14 protein-coding genes are annotated in these 15,202 nt (G+C 39.5%); 10 read left to right on the top strand and 4 right to left on the bottom strand.

All coding sequences use genetic code 11. The features are described from left to right. Positions 1-12: 12 nt before the first annotated feature. The 6 genes from AZE41_RS00780 to AZE41_RS00805 are packed head-to-tail and all read left to right on the top strand — an operon-like array spanning position 13 to position 6,321. A complete protein-coding gene (locus AZE41_RS00780) occupies positions 13-1,554 on the top strand; it encodes an ABC transporter substrate-binding protein (protein WP_067204428.1) in 1,542 nt (513 codons plus the stop codon). 8 nt (positions 1,555-1,562) lie between these two features. Next, on the top strand, positions 1,563-2,624 hold the full coding sequence (locus AZE41_RS00785) for an ABC transporter ATP-binding protein (protein ID WP_067204431.1): 1,062 nt from the start codon (positions 1,563-1,565) through the stop codon (positions 2,622-2,624). Then, positions 2,551-3,549, top strand: a complete 999-nt coding sequence (locus AZE41_RS00790; RefSeq protein WP_067213792.1) for an ABC transporter ATP-binding protein — start codon at positions 2,551-2,553, stop codon at positions 3,547-3,549. Before AZE41_RS00785 ends, AZE41_RS00790 begins: the two co-directional genes overlap by 74 nt. Before the next feature lie 32 nt (positions 3,550-3,581). Then, the gene (locus tag AZE41_RS00795) at positions 3,582-5,186 is read left to right on the top strand and encodes a gamma-glutamyltransferase family protein (RefSeq protein ID WP_067204433.1); all 1,605 of its coding nucleotides are present in this window, start codon (positions 3,582-3,584) and stop codon (positions 5,184-5,186) included. A 56-nt stretch (positions 5,187-5,242) separates the two neighbouring features. Then, on the top strand, positions 5,243-5,788 hold the full coding sequence (locus tag AZE41_RS00800; RefSeq protein WP_067213793.1) for a chromate transporter: 546 nt from the start codon (positions 5,243-5,245) through the stop codon (positions 5,786-5,788). Beyond that, the gene (locus AZE41_RS00805; protein ID WP_067204435.1) at positions 5,785-6,321 is read left to right on the top strand and encodes a chromate transporter; all 537 of its coding nucleotides are present in this window, start codon (positions 5,785-5,787) and stop codon (positions 6,319-6,321) included. The genes AZE41_RS00800 and AZE41_RS00805 overlap by 4 nt, the downstream gene beginning before the upstream one ends. A gap of 589 nt (positions 6,322-6,910) precedes the next feature. On the opposite strand, the gene AZE41_RS00810 is transcribed toward AZE41_RS00805, so the two are convergent. The 4 genes from AZE41_RS00810 to AZE41_RS00825 form a co-directional block, all read right to left on the bottom strand. After that, entirely contained in the window at positions 6,911-7,921 is a 1,011-nt protein-coding gene (locus AZE41_RS00810) for an HNH endonuclease (protein WP_067204438.1), read from the bottom strand. A 72-nt stretch (positions 7,922-7,993) separates the two neighbouring features. Continuing rightward, the gene (locus tag AZE41_RS00815; RefSeq protein ID WP_067204441.1) at positions 7,994-9,202 is read right to left on the bottom strand and encodes a DNA cytosine methyltransferase; all 1,209 of its coding nucleotides are present in this window, start codon (positions 9,200-9,202) and stop codon (positions 7,994-7,996) included. Further along, on the bottom strand, positions 9,202-10,278 hold the full coding sequence (locus tag AZE41_RS00820; protein WP_067204442.1) for a DNA cytosine methyltransferase: 1,077 nt from the start codon (positions 10,276-10,278) through the stop codon (positions 9,202-9,204). The genes AZE41_RS00815 and AZE41_RS00820 overlap by 1 nt, the downstream gene beginning before the upstream one ends. 32 nt (positions 10,279-10,310) lie before the next feature. Beyond that, entirely contained in the window at positions 10,311-10,538 is a 228-nt protein-coding gene (locus AZE41_RS00825; protein ID WP_067204445.1) for a single-stranded DNA-binding protein, read from the bottom strand. A gap of 652 nt (positions 10,539-11,190) precedes the next feature. Between AZE41_RS00825 and AZE41_RS00830 the strand changes: the two genes are divergently transcribed. From AZE41_RS00830 to AZE41_RS00845, 4 genes are all read left to right on the top strand, one after another. Further along, on the top strand, positions 11,191-11,619 hold the full coding sequence (locus AZE41_RS00830) for a phospholipase D-like domain-containing protein (RefSeq protein WP_067204448.1): 429 nt from the start codon (positions 11,191-11,193) through the stop codon (positions 11,617-11,619). Between the two features lie 689 nt (positions 11,620-12,308). After that, complete coding sequence (locus tag AZE41_RS00835) at positions 12,309-13,529, top strand: MFS transporter (RefSeq protein WP_067204451.1); 1,221 nt, start codon at positions 12,309-12,311, stop codon at positions 13,527-13,529. A 426-nt stretch (positions 13,530-13,955) separates the two neighbouring features. Further along, the gene (locus AZE41_RS00840) at positions 13,956-14,402 is read left to right on the top strand and encodes an ATP-binding protein (RefSeq protein ID WP_067204454.1); all 447 of its coding nucleotides are present in this window, start codon (positions 13,956-13,958) and stop codon (positions 14,400-14,402) included. 126 nt (positions 14,403-14,528) lie between these two features. Next, a complete protein-coding gene (locus AZE41_RS00845) occupies positions 14,529-15,146 on the top strand; it encodes an NUDIX hydrolase (RefSeq protein ID WP_067204456.1) in 618 nt (205 codons plus the stop codon). The last annotated feature ends 56 nt before the right edge of the window (positions 15,147-15,202 follow it).

Raw genomic sequence — 15,202 nt, forward strand, 5'->3', positions numbered from 1 at the left:
GGGGGAAAGAAAATGAAGAAAAACTCACTACTTATAATTATTTTTAGCTTGTTATTGATGCTCGCGGCATGTTCTGAGGGGGAATCTTCAGAAAAGGAAAAAGGAAATGGTAATAAGGGCGGTGAAAAGTCTATTATTTTTGCAACAACAAGTGATGTCGTTGGACTTTCACCTATATTAATGAATGACTCTGTATCTGCTAATGCTACTGAACATCTATATGAACAACTATTTAAGTTAAACGGAGATACAATGGAAATTGAACCGCTACTAGCTGAGTCCTATGAAAATCCGGACGAACTCACTTGGACTATCAAGCTTAAAAAGGATATTAGTTTCCATGACGGTACACCATTTAATGCGGAAGCAGTGAAATATACTTTTGAAAAACTGCGTGACCCTGCCACAGCTGCCCCACGTGCTTCGCTAATGGAACCAATTGATACGATTACTGTTATTGATGAACATACTATTGAAATAAAAACGCTTTATCCGTATGGACCATTCCTGGCAACGCTATCCCATACTAACGCAGCTATTGTAAGTCCTACAGCTGATCAAAAACAAGACCTAATGAGAGAACCAGTAGGGACAGGGCCATATAAATTCGTAAGTTGGACGCCTGGCGATCAGGTTGTAATGGCGGCTAATGAAGACTACTGGGGTGGGAAACCCGAAATGGATAAATTCACAATAAAAGTTGTTCCTGAAATTTCTACAGCTATTTCCATGCTACAAGCAGGGGAAGTTCAATTCATCGATAATCTTCCAACAGAGCAAATTGAACGTCTGGAAGGGATGGGAAATATTAATATCGAGAAAAAAGAAGGAACCACAATTTACTATCTTACATTCAACCATGCGAAGGATCGTAACAAAGATCCTGATTTTAGAAAAGCAGTAGCGAGCGCGATTGACCGTGATGCATTTATCTCCAAATTGAATGGACTTGGAGTTCGCAGTGATAGTATCCTTGGGCCAAAAGTTTTCGGCTATGATGAATCAGCTGATAAAGCGGGGACTCCATATGATGTGGAGGCAGCTAAAGCACTTGTTGAAAAGAATGGATACGGTAAAGAGCCAATCAAGTTACTGACGGCGAACCGTTCTAACTTCATTCTTATGGCTGAAATCGTACAAGCTCAATTAACGGAAGCAGGTTTCAAAGTTCAAATTGAATCGATGGAGTGGGCAACTTTCCTGGATACAGCAAGAGCGGGAGAATATGATCTGACATTTTTGAGCTGGGCAAACGTAACAGCTGATGGATCTGAAATGTTCTATCCGAACTTCCATAGTGATAACGTTGGTTCTTCTAACCGTTCTCATTACAGTAACGCTGAATTCGATAAGCTTGTGGATGCTTCAAGAAGCACAATTGATCAGGATGAGCGTAAAAATTATTTAGAGCAGGCAAATAAACTAATGCTCGATGAAGACGTAGCCGTCGTTATGAATCATGGATTTGTTACAGCAGCATTAAATAAAGAATACTCTGGTCTGCAACTCGATCCAAATGGAAAATGGTATATCACTGACGTTACTAGAAAGTAGGAGAAATTATGAAGGAGACATTGCTTGAGGTGAAAAATCTAGTCACTGTTTTCCGGACGAAGGAAGGAACGCTTCCTGCTGTTCGGGACGTCTCCTTTTCTATAAATAAAGGGGAGACATTGTGTATTGTGGGAGAATCCGGATGCGGGAAAAGTATCACGTCTCTATCGGTAATGGGATTACTTCCTTCTAACGGCAACATATCGTCGGGTGAGATTTTACTGGGTGGTAAACCGATTCATAATCTACACCCTGAAGAGTTGAGAAAGATACGGGGTAATCAGATGTCGATGATTTTTCAGGAACCAATGACCGCCCTTAACCCAGTACTTACAATTGGCTTTCAACTAACTGAACCACTAATGCTTCATCAAAAATTAACAAAAAAACAGGCGTATGAACAAGGTATTAAGTTACTGGAACAAGTAGGTATGCCATACGCTGAAAAAAGAATTAGGCAGTATCCACATGAACTGAGTGGCGGGATGCGACAACGCGTAATGATTGCTATTGCTCTTTCATGTGGTCCTCAGTTGCTCATTGCGGATGAGCCAACAACCGCACTTGATGTAACGATACAAGCTCAAATTCTTGATCTGATTAAAGAGTTGAAAGAAAAACTCGATATGGGAATCATGATGATTACGCATGACATGGGGGTTGTTGCGGAAGTCGCAGATAAGGTGATGGTCATGTATGCAGGACAGAAAGTAGAAGAAGCGCTTGTCGGAGAAATTTTCGACAACCCGAAACATCCATATACTATCGGCCTTCTCAATTCAGTACCAGATATTGATAATCCGGATTTTGAACTTGAAGCGATTCCGGGAACTTTACCAAGTCTGAGCGAAGAAATATCAGGTTGTCGTTTCCATCCTCGATGTAAATTTGCCATGGATAAATGCCGGATTGAATCCCCGCCTGAATTTAAAGTTTCGAATGGTCATACAGTTAGTTGCTGGTTACAAGAGGAGGTCGGACTTTATGGTAGTGGAAATGAAGTACACAGAACAGAACTCGCCAGAAGTGCTAGTGGAATTGAGGGGAGTGAAAAAATACTTTCCAATTAAGGGGGGAGTACTAAAGCGTGTGCAAGGACAAGTGAAAGCGGTTGAAGACGTTTCACTTCAGTTATATGAAGGTGAAAGTCTCGGTGTAGTAGGGGAATCTGGTTGTGGGAAATCAACATTAGGACGGGCTGTATTAGGGTTAGAAGGCCTCACAGAAGGTAAAGTATTTTTTCGCGGTAATGAAATTCAAGACTTGAAAAGAAGAGAAAGACTAAAATTTGTTAAAGAAATGCAAATGATTTTTCAAGATCCCTACGCTTCATTAAACCCAAGGCAACGTATAGGAAATGCGTTGGAAGAGGTATTTACAATGCATACCGATTTATCTCCAAAAGAAAAGCGTGATACAGTAATTCAATTATTACAGGAAGTGGGACTTAAAGAAGAGCACTTCGACCGCTATCCACATGAATTTAGTGGAGGCCAACGTCAGCGTATTGGGATTGCTCGTGCAATAGCACTTAACCCATCTTTTATAATATGTGATGAGGCTGTTTCCGCATTGGATGTGTCTGTTCAAGCACAAGTACTTAAACTATTAAAAGTATTGCAGACTAAATATAACTTGTCTTACATGTTTATTTCGCATGACCTAGGCGTTGTAAGATACTTTTGCGATCGAGTGCTAGTTATGTATTTAGGGACAACTGTGGAATTAGGCTCTGTAAAATCGTTGTTCGATAACCCCATTCATCCATACACGCAAGCACTACTATCTGCAATCCCTAGGCCATCAGTTCATGCTAAGAGAATTAGGGTGAGGCTAAAAGGTGATTTACCGAATCCAGCAGATCCGCCGACGGGCTGTCCGTTTCATACGCGATGCCCTGTTGCTCAAAGTATTTGTAGTGAAAAGAAACCAGTTTGGGAAGAAGTGGAACCGCAACATTTCGCAGCCTGTCATTTCGCAGGCATAAAAATATAACAGGAAATAGTATAGTTCAGAGGAGGATTTTCATGGATTACTTGTATCATCCGTATCAATCTAAACGTCATACGGTATTTGCTCGAAAAGGGATGGTCGCTACATCACAGCCGCTTGCCGCAAGTGTAGGGTTGGATATTTTGCAAAAAGGAGGCAATGCAATTGATGCAGCAATTGCTACCGCGGCAGCACTTACTGTTGTCGAGCCAACTTCAAATGGCATAGGGGGCGATGCATTCGCACTTGTCTGGGTGAAGGATAAAATGTACGGACTCAATGCATCAGGGCCAGCTCCAGCAACTTTGACGCCGGAAGCGGTGAAGGCGCTTGGTCACGACAAGATGCCTGCATACGGAATGATTCCTATTACGGTGCCGGGTACGCCTGCTGCTTGGGCGGAATTGTCACGTAGGTTTGGCAAGCTCCCTTTAAAGGAAGTGTTGGAACCAGCGATTCGCTATGCCGAAGAAGGTTTCCCTCTCACACCGATACTTGGTAAGTACTGGGCAATTGCGTATGAAAAGTTTAAAGAACAATGCAGCGGTGATGAATTCAATACCTGGTTCGAAACGTTCGCACCGAATGGACGCGCACCTAAAACGGGTGAGATGTGGTCATCACCAGGTCATGCAAAAACACTACGAGCCATTGCTGAAACAGATGCACGCGATTTTTATGAAGGCGAAATTGCCGATGAGATTGTAGCTTGCATGGAGAAATATGGCGGTTTTATATCGAAAGAAGATCTTGCTACATACAAACCGGAATGGGTTGAACCTATATCCGTGAACTATAAAGGCTATGATGTATGGGAAATCCCCCCGAATGGTCATGGAATGGTAACGCTGATGGCGCTAAATATTTACAAGAAACTGAGTAAACCAGAGTGGGAGTCTACTCAAACGATTCACGAACAAATTGAAAGTATGAAACTAGCATTTATAGATGGCAAGGCATTCATTACAGAAGAAGCGGATATGCCAGTCGAGACAGCACACTTGTTATCGGATGAATACGCGGCGAAGCGGGTCTTGCTGATTGACGATGAAGCGATGGATCCACAACCGTATGAATTGCCGAAGGGTGGTACCGTGTATCTTGCTACGGCAGATGAAGAAGGCAACATGGTCTCCTTCATTCAATCCAACTACATGGGATTTGGTTCAGGTATTGTTGTTCCTGGAACAGGGATTGCACTTCAAAATCGAGGACATGATTTTTCGCTCGACAAAAACCACCCGAACGTCCTTAGACCAGGTAAACGATCATATAACACAATTATTCCTGGCTTCCTCACAAAAGACGGAAAAGCGGTTGGTCCATTTGGGGTAATGGGAGGCTATATGCAACCGCAAGGCCATTTTCAAGTAGTCATAAATACAATCGATTTCCTGCTAAATCCACAGGCAGCGCTTGACGTGCCAAGGTGGCAGTGGACGGAAGCAAGAAAAGTACTGGTAGAGCCGGAGTTCCCGAACTATCTGGTGCAGGCGCTTATTAGAAAAGGCCATGAAGTGACAATTTCACCGGATGGCGGAGGTTTCGGACGCGGGCAAATTATATGGCGAAATCCAGAAACGGGTGTGCTTCAGGGCGGAACTGAATCTCGCACAGATGGAGCACTTGCAGTTTGGTGAAAGGTATACAGACTTCCCCGAGTGAGGAGAAATTACCTGTTCAGGGGAGGTGGGGGTTGCAAAAAGATTTGTTCATCGCCTTTTGCAGAGTAGGCTTATTGGGCTTCGGCGGAGGACCTTCTGCAATTCCGCTGTTCCATCAAGAAGTCGTACGCAAATACAAATGGATGGATGAAGATGAATTCAGTGATACACTTGCGCTTGCAAATGCGATGCCCGGACCGATTGCAACAAAATTGGCGGGGTATATTGGCTACAAAGTGGGGGGGAAGTTGGGCTGTCTCAATGCCATACTTGCCTCTGTAATACCGACGTCCTTAATGATGATCATGTTAATTGGCATCTTACAGGCATACAAAGATATTCCATGGGTTAAAAACATGTCTGCTTCCGTTGTGCCAGTCGTAGCGGTTATGCTAGGCATACTAGCCTGGGATTTCATCAAAAAATCCGGCGACACCCTTGGTTGGAAGAAGGCACTGACGATGATGGTCACCGCGGGGATTTTAATGGAAGTATTGAATGTACATCCTGCATTTATTATACTAATAGTCCTTGTTTTCATCTTCCTTCCAATTAAGAGTAGGAGGGTGAAAGTATGATTTATGTGCAACTGTTTCTCGCGTTTTTCATATCCGGAATGCTAGGGTACGGGGGCGGACCAGCTACAATTCCTCTCGTGGAGAATGAAGTAGTTGGTACATACGGATGGATGGACACCCAAGAATTCAGTGAGGTTGTCGCAATCGGGAATTCCTTACCAGGACCGATTGCAACCAAAATGGCTGCATCCATCGGCTATTCAGAAGGTGGGATTCTCGGAGCATTTGTCGCCTTATTTGCGTCCGTTGCACCCTCTCTGTTTCTAATGATTGGATTAATGGCAATCCTCATGAAATACAAGGACCATCCCAAAGTGAAAAGTATAACGAAACTTATCAGGCCAATCATTGCTATCCTCTTGTTGTTCATGACTGTCCAGTTTGTGCAAACATCTGTCGGAGGTGTTGGATTTCTATTCACCGGCGTTATCGCCCTCGCAAGTTTTCTAATGCTTCAAAAGTGGAATTGGCATCCGGCATTCGTTATAATGCTAGCGCTAAGTTTTGGTGCATTGACAGGGATTGACTGGTGAAACTTGCACTGCAAAAGCAGTTTTTCAATGTCTCAAGCCTCGTGCTCATAACAAACCCTGATAAGCTAGAATTTATGGGAAAACGTATTTAAAAACGCCATTGCAGATATTAAATCTGGCAATGGCGTTTTCCTATTTGCAATGGAGTACCGATACAACACAGTAGGTGGCTGTAATCAGGTACAGAAAGGTACTTATTTACTTATTACTCGGGATAACAATTAATAACTATTTTAGAAAGTATAAGATAATAAATAAAGAGGATACAAAAGCTACTTCTGTTGAAGAGTAGTGTTACTCTAATTGGGGCCAGTCAGTCGGTGTGAAAAAGGCGTGAGTTTATAAATCGGTAGCCTTCCCCAGTCATTGTGAATCCTGTATTCATGTCACCCATACTAGGAGCAATTAATAATGGGGGAGGAAATAGAAAAATACTTGTTTTTGGTTGGTAAAAACATGTCAAGGTTGGTACATTTCATTGGCTGTAATCACTAGGCGACCCTATTTAGAAATATAGCCCATTAGTGAATAGACATCAAAGAAAGAGTCAGCCTTTTGGGAGAACCAGTCATACAATAATTTTTTTGAATCATAGCCGTCCTGAGGTTAAAAATAAGCCATAGACGTTTTCTCGATGATATTGGATACTGTTAAGAGAGGGCTTCAAAAAATCAACGGTTGGAATATAGATATGCTTACCATCGAAATTCCTTAGAAAGTCACTTTCAACTTCGGGGTGTACATTTATCGTGTAGTCATCATTTAATGTAAAGAACCCTTTATCGAACGACCAATGAACGTCTCGACTTAATGCTAACCCATTATTAGGCATGTAAAGTCCACCATGACTTTTAGGCATAATGTGTGCGGCTTCTAAATTTAGGAATTTTCCGTACTGGATAACATTCCTAGTAACGGCACATCTATTCTCATAGGCTACCATTGTAAAATCCCTAAAGCTGGTAGGTGTAAATAAGTCCGAAAGTTGGGTATCTGAATTTTGAATTTTATTTGTAACACTTAAGTCTACAACCGTTCGTAAAGGAGTTTTTTTACGATAAAAAATATTAGTTTCAAATTGTTCCAGACGTCCCTCGAAAATAGCATGCGCTCCCTGAACATTAGACGATTCAATAATGTTTTCACAAATTTGATACAGAACTTTGTTTGCAGGAGTAACTCTATCCGCGTAATAGACAGTTTGCGTTTCTGTATTATCTGTAGATTCCGTTATCTCTAAAGTGAGTATTGCTTTTTTTAATACAATGATGTCGTTGGTTTGGAATATGTAATGGTCCATTTCCAATGCACGGTTTAAGTATATTCTGTATTCGTTCCTCGGTCTTGCCGATGTGCTACCGTGAAATTTATCATTGTGATAAATGTAATTGGAATAAATTTTTTCGAAATCTTGAGAGTATAATGGAATGATTGGAAGTAATGATGAATCATTTTTTACTGCTTCGGAAAGTGGTGGAAAAAATGAGAGAACGCTCGGATCTTTGGATATATATATGTATCTTCCACGGGATGGTGTATCTCCAGGCTTAGAAATACTTCCTAATTCTTGATGGCCTAACTTTTTTAGATAGTATGTCATAGTATTAACCCCCTTTTCTATTTCACCAATTGTAACATGGAAAAAGAGAAGCTTTTTAAGCTTCTCCAAAGTTTATAATATCCACTCTAATGCTAAAGCGAGTTTTTCTGAAAATTTAGGTGGAACAGCATTACCTATCATCTTATAATTGTCGCCAGTGTTAGAAATAAATTCGTAATCATCATCAAATGTTTGCAGTCGAGCTGCTTCTCTGACCGTTATTGATCGGGCCTGCGTGGAATCAGGATGTATATGTCTCAACCCATCTTTATGCAAATGAGCTGGAATGGTATTGCTTGTTTTGTCCCACCGTAATACGTAGTATTTATGCACGTTTGAGTAATTTCCTGTCATCTCTGTATAGACCTGTTTCAAAGCTTCACTAGAAACATATTCACAACGGCCGCTTTCGATATCTTCACAAAGTAAACGGAAAATTTTTATGTCCCGTGGGTTGTGAAATCGTGGAACATGATTTGCAACTGCTGAGGTGAAATCATGGGAGTACTTCTTTCCTCCAACCTTTAGTTCTTTATCTAAAGGGAGTAGCTTCGGAAGATCGGCAATGGCATCATGAACATCTTTTTCATTTTCCTTATACTTGGGCAAGTGCACCGTATAGAAAGATTTCAACAGCCCTTGAATATTCGAATAAAGGTCTTTACGTAATCCAATGATTATGACGCGTTTTCTTTTTTGTGGCACTCCGTATTCCGACAAGTCTATTAGTGCAAATTGTTTTAAATCCTCTATTATTTCATAGCCGGAGTCTTCAATTTGTTTTTTAATTAGGTCGGTTACGGGAATGTCTCCCGGCTTAGCACTTAGCATTCCGGGAACGTTCTCAAAAACAAAAAGTTTTGGACGATATCTTCTGACAATCTTTAAATAGCTTTCAAATAAATAATTTCTGTAGTCATCACGCATTCCATTCGCATCTCTTATTCTACCTGCCATTGAATATGCTTGACATGGTGGACCGCCAATAATCAGATCCAAAGATTGATTGTTAATGATGGAATCCATTCCTTCATGCGTTCCATAATCAATATCATCTAGCCAACCTTCAAATAGTTCTTTTGTTCGCTGAATATCAAACCTTAACACTCGATTTTCCGCATCGGACATATTCCATTTTACAGATAGATGATTTATTAAGTTATCAACTTGAGGTTTTTCCCACTCAACAGCGGCCAACATTCTAAAATGGCTGTTTCTTTCAAATCCTTCTGAAAGTCCTCCACAACCTGCAAAAATGTCGATAAAATTATATTGCATCATTATTTTTCCCCATCTGAATATAAATATTTTTTTAGTTGCAGTCCCAAATGATAGCCAAGCAATGGAGGTACAGCATTTCCAACTTGTCTATATTGTTGTGTTTTATTTCCATAGAATCTAAAATCGTCTGGAAATGATTGTAATCGAGCGTTTTCTCTGACAGACGGCACTCGATTGAATTGATAATGAAAGTGGTTACGATGGCCAGTATCAATTGTTTTAGATGGTTTATTACGATGATATCTTGTCCAGGCTTCATTAAATTTCCGGCTATCTCCTACTCCTGCTGGTAAGTCTTTATGATTTCCACCTTCTGGAACATGAGAAATAACATCAATTACAAGTTCGGTATGTTTCGTTCCCACATGATTAAATAAATAAGTCGCATTTTTCCGCATTAACTTTTGATATTTACTTTGTGGAGCTGACTCGTAAGTACTAACTTCGGAACCTAAATCATCTATGAAATCGTGTAAATCACTTATAGCATCGCCACTTGTTATGTAGTTCTTAGGTGTTAAAATACGTTCTGGAAACTCGAATTTTTCCCCATTTAAAAGACCAACAATGAATAGACGTTTCCTGATTTGTGGTACTCCGTAATCAGGTGCATATAAAATCTGATCATTGACTGTATATCCTAAATCAGCAAATTCTTTTATAATAGCGTCTTTAGCCTTTCCATTATATAGAGTGGCTAGTCCAGGGACATTTTCTAAAACGAAGGCTTTAGGTTGGAAGAATGCGACAGCATTAACCATCGATTTAAATAATGTATTTCGTTCATCATCTTCCTCGCGTTTTCCTGTTAAAGAGAACCCTTGGCAAGGTGGGCCGCCTATAATCAAATCAACTTGACGATTATTAGCTAAACTAGCCATCTGTAAAATAGTTGATCCTTCAAATAAGTTTCCGTTCATTGCGGTAGCACCATCATGATTTGCCTTAAAACTATCTAGTGCATCTTTATTATTATCAATCCCTAATAATACTTCGTATCCGGCATCCATAAAACCTCTTGATAATCCACCGCATCCACAGAACATATCAATTACGGTTGGTTTTTTATTTGTCATCAATTTCAACTCCGTATAGTATTACTATTTAATCAAATTTTTGTGTAAATCTGTTGATTCGCGCTACTCTTTTTTGTTATCTGTATTACATTTTTTAAACGGCCATTTTTTACATCGTATAAAAATAAAGCACCTAATGATCGGCGTTCTCCAATTCCCAGACGATTCCATTCATAACCTTTAAATAAATCTTTTATTAGGAACTCTTCACCAGGCTGCAGGTATTTTGTTTCTTCCACAGCGATTTTTAGACAGTCCATACATTCGCCCCTCCATAAACATAAGCTTAAGCTTATGTTAAACCAATTTGGAGTTATTGTAAATAGTCTATAAGGTATGATTAGAACGTACGTTCACTTTAGTGTATCTGAATTATTGTGTAAAATCAATGTCAAAAAGGGGAAAGGACTAGGGCCAATGGGGTGTTCTTTAAATCTTATCAGTGTAAACTATTTAGAGATGGAACACTGTTTGCTTTGTAAGACACACGTGCATGTGGAATAGGAAAAATCGGAGATAGCTTCAAAATCTAAACTTTTGCTTTTAACATGGGAAGTGGGACTCTTTTCCTATATCAAACAGACTTAGTGAAAGTGAAAATTTATACTCTTGTTAAGTGTGTGTGATAGTCGTTTGAAGTGTGGAAAGCACACCGATTATGGAGGACTGTTATTGCCGGTAGATTAGAAGTAATTCGGTCAGGTCAAGGGTTAAGTCTGCATTATGAATTTTTGATGATCTAATTCCTGGCGAGCTCTTTATCGATTCTTATGAAATGAATAATTTTATTTTGGTCCTGAACAATGATCCTGAAATTATTTGTGTTATATTTTGACGCTTGGAAATATTCCGGCTATTATAGGGGTATAATGCTAGAAATAGTTTATAATACTGTCCATTGGGGTGACGATGATGCCGGAAGTTTTATTGTATAGTAGACGTGAGAACGAAGTGCAAAGACAAGCGGGATTGAATTGGGGATTTTCTGATGGTCATGTAAATGTAGCTGATGCTTATATAGCATTAAACCTCAGTTTCTTTAGAGAGAACCAATACTTTTTTCCATCACATGGAACTACAATTAATGTTATTTGGGACGATGGAGTAATGATGACATGCTCGCTAGAAGGTACACAACAAATAGATGGTGAAACCTATCCGAAACAGATTTCAACATACAATGATAAATCTATTTTGGGGATGTATTTAAGAAATAGGATAGCGGTTTCAAACACTCATCGAGTTACAAGACGTGATCTTCAAGCATATGGTCGAGAGAGTGTTCATGTAACATTCGATGCTGAAGATGACACGTTTTATTTCGACTTCAGTGTGATTTAATCCGGTATTAGTAAAAAACGTACATTTAATCTTGAGCATAAATGTACGTGTTTTTGTATTATTTGTAACAGCTATTAATTTATTGATAGAAAGCTTTAATAGAAAAATCGCTCTCAATTTGATGGCGATTTTTTTATTTAATTATTTCAAGTACCTATGTTAGAGAAGATCATGAATATTTGAAATTCCGTGGTTGTTTGTTGAAAAGCCTAATTTTTTCTAGATTAACAAAACGGATCAGAATTCTAGAATCTTGGGTACCAGGTACTGACGTAATTCAGAATAGTTTCATGTCCTGGTCCCTTAACCAGAAGAAAGTTACAAATGAACTTAGATGTTACACAGCAACCGCAAGAGAGTCGATGAAATGGGCTGCAATCTATTAGGAACGAAGTGCCGTTGAGCGTGTAAACACCTATCTCAATCTCAAAGACTATTTTATTTTGAATCAGATTTACTATTGTACGGGGAAGAAAGCTAAAGTGCATTTTGACTTGGTTCATATCGCTTACAACGCGAGCAAAATCGCAGTTAATCGACTCATCCAACTTCAAATTTCCTCATCATAATTGGATATTTCATTTCACATAATCCCCAATCCATATAGACGACACTTGCCATCATTGATACTATGAGAAAAGTAAGACTACTTTCAAATAACGCGAAATAATGCAGATATGGAGAATAAAATGAAGAAATTTGTATGGATTGCTTCCCTCATTTATTGTTTGAATGGGTTTGGTCATATTATTATTGGGACCGTTTTAGAACCTATGGTGGATTCGTATGGGATTCATTACAAGGATGGCGGACAGTTGATTATGAATCAATTTTTAGGTTTTTTAGGTGGGGTAATGATCGCGCCGCTCATCGTCAATCGAATTGGTCGGAGAATGACGATTTTTCTTGCCTTACTCATTTTTGCGCTTTCCCAGTTTGTGTTTAGCGCCTTACCCAATTGGACTGTGATGTTAGCTATCGCTCCATTTGGTGGGGCGGGAATAGGGGTTGCTGAAACAATTGTTGCATCCCTTATTATTGGCCATTTAAAAGAAAAGAAAGCTACGACACTTGTTATAGTTGAAATCTTTTTTGGGGTAGGCGCATTGGCGATTCCAGTCATTTCTGCGTTTTTGATTATGACAGGTGTATGGAATTTTTCGTTTACATTTGTAGCCGTGTTTGCTTCGGTCATTATGCTACTCTGGTTATTTCTTTCGTTTGGAGAATTGGATCCGATTCTAAAAAGGCAGACGAAGGCTTTACCTGTAGATGGGCAAAAACCTGAGAGAAAGCGTTACTCTAAAAGGCAATTGCCAATTATTGCGACGGGTGCGTTGTTTTTCTTTATGTATGTGGGAACGGAAATGGTATTGCCAAACTACTTGCCAACAATCTTGAGCAAAACAACGAATTTAGATGCTTCCACGCTGGCTTTAAGCATTACGGTCTTTTGGGCAGCCATGACACTTGGGCGTATCAGTATGACTGGCATCATAGACAGAATAGGTTATAGCAAGCTCTTTATTATTTGCTGTACGGGTCAGTTTTTCGCCCTCTTGATGTTTGCTTATTCAACCTCTGTCATGTTTAGCTTTATCTCGATATTTTTAACGGGTTTATTAATGGGAGGGGTTTTCTCAATTGGCCTCTTGATTATTAATGAAACGTCTAAAGGATTAGAGGAATGGACAACAAGCATACTGATGGCAATGGGGGGATTAGGCGGTGCATTTCTGCCAAGAATTGTTGGCGAACTGATAGATCGATACCCAATCAGTATTACCCTATGGTCACTTGTATTATGTACCTTTATTCTTGCGTGTTTAATGGCCGTCATTTTTTACTTTAGAAAAAAGGCAATGGACTTTAAAGGATTGCAACCGATAAAAGCGAGTAATGTTGTATAAACTACAGTGAAGCCTAGGTGCAAGGAAGCACCTGAAGAGATCAGCTCATGATAGTGAAAGTGCGCTTAGTAAGCAGGCGACGTTTCAAAACTATATGTTGAGCAAATGAATATCTGCATTAACTAAGCGAAGGCACCTTATTTTAGGTACCAGTTTAGAGTAAGTCTGGAATTATATATGCTGACAAATGCATGATAAAGCTGATTGAATGGATCAATGAACCACGGAGGGCTTTCTGCAAGTATGGAGCCAGCGTGCAATTTTAAAAGGTTTTATAAACAGCCATGACGGAACAAACATATAAATACAATAAGGGGTAGTTCCCACAAGTACATTTGTGATAAGGGACTGCCTTTTTTGTATAAGCATTGGTTAACGTAATTACATGTGATATAGATTAATTTTGCTGGAAAGGAGGATATTCGAGTGAAGAATAAAAGCGAAATCATGAGGATCATTCAGCAATTGGATTATCATATTGCAGATGATTTTGAGGCACAGGACCTAGACTTTAAACAATGGAATTTTAGATCTGAGGAGGAAAATATCAATAAAATGATTAAATACACTGTTTGTATGGCGAATGGCGGCGGGGGTAGCGTTGTTTTCGGCGTGGCCGACAAGGTGCGGGGAATAGACAATGTTTTAATAGGGATTCCATTTGATGTAGACATAAAGGAATTAGAAAAAAGGGTATTTGAAAATACAGAACCACATATTATTCCTTCATTTGATGAACTATTTTATAAAAATCATTCGATTCGGCTACTGGTCATGAACGTTTTGCCGGAAACCCCACCTTATACAACAACGAATGGTACAGCAACCATTCGGCAAGGAAAAGAGTGTCTGCCGTACAGGAACAATTCGTAGGGATAGTCTGATTTTATGATTAGGTAAAGGGGTCCTTATAAATAGTGACTGAGATGAATTGTTTTCCGTTTTGATCACTAATGATACGATAAAAAGAATATAACCCACTATGGTGAGGGGGACTTCATGTTCCTAGATCAACTAAAAAACCAGTTAAATGAAAATCAGCCCCTTTTTATAGGGGAGGAAACAGCTTTACGTTCAGCGGTTTTAATCCCACTTGTTCAAGTGGATGAAGAATGGCATATCCTTTTCGAAGTACGTTCATTCACCATGAGAAAACAGCCAGGTGATATTAGTTTTCCCGGCGGTCGAATCGACTCCACAGACCCATCCAGAGTGGCAGCTGCTTTACGAGAAACACATGAAGAATTAGGTGTCGACCCAAAAACGGTTACGATTGTAGGGACGTTAAGCCCTTATATTGCCTCCTCTTCATTTGTTATCTACCCATTTGTAGCAACCATTGATTACAACCAAATTATTCATTCGTATAACAAGGAAGAAGTTGAAGAAGTATTTACGATACCTCTCAAATGGCTATTGAATTATGAGCCTTATATGCATTCAGTATCCGTTGAGCCAGTGCCTTCGCTAAACTTTCCTTATGAAAAAATAATGAATGGCACACAGTATCAATGGAGAGCCCGTTCAATGGAAGAATGGTTTTACGATTATGAAAACTATACAATTTGGGGTTTAACGGCTAGGATTTTGAAACATTTTATAGGAATTATAAAATGAGTGTAACTTGTAATCTTGAAGAAGCGCCGATTATGAAAGTTAATAAACCTCACTTA

It is taken from the genome of Sporosarcina psychrophila (assembly GCF_001590685.1).
Lineage (GTDB): Bacteria > Bacillota > Bacilli > Bacillales_A > Planococcaceae > Sporosarcina > Sporosarcina psychrophila.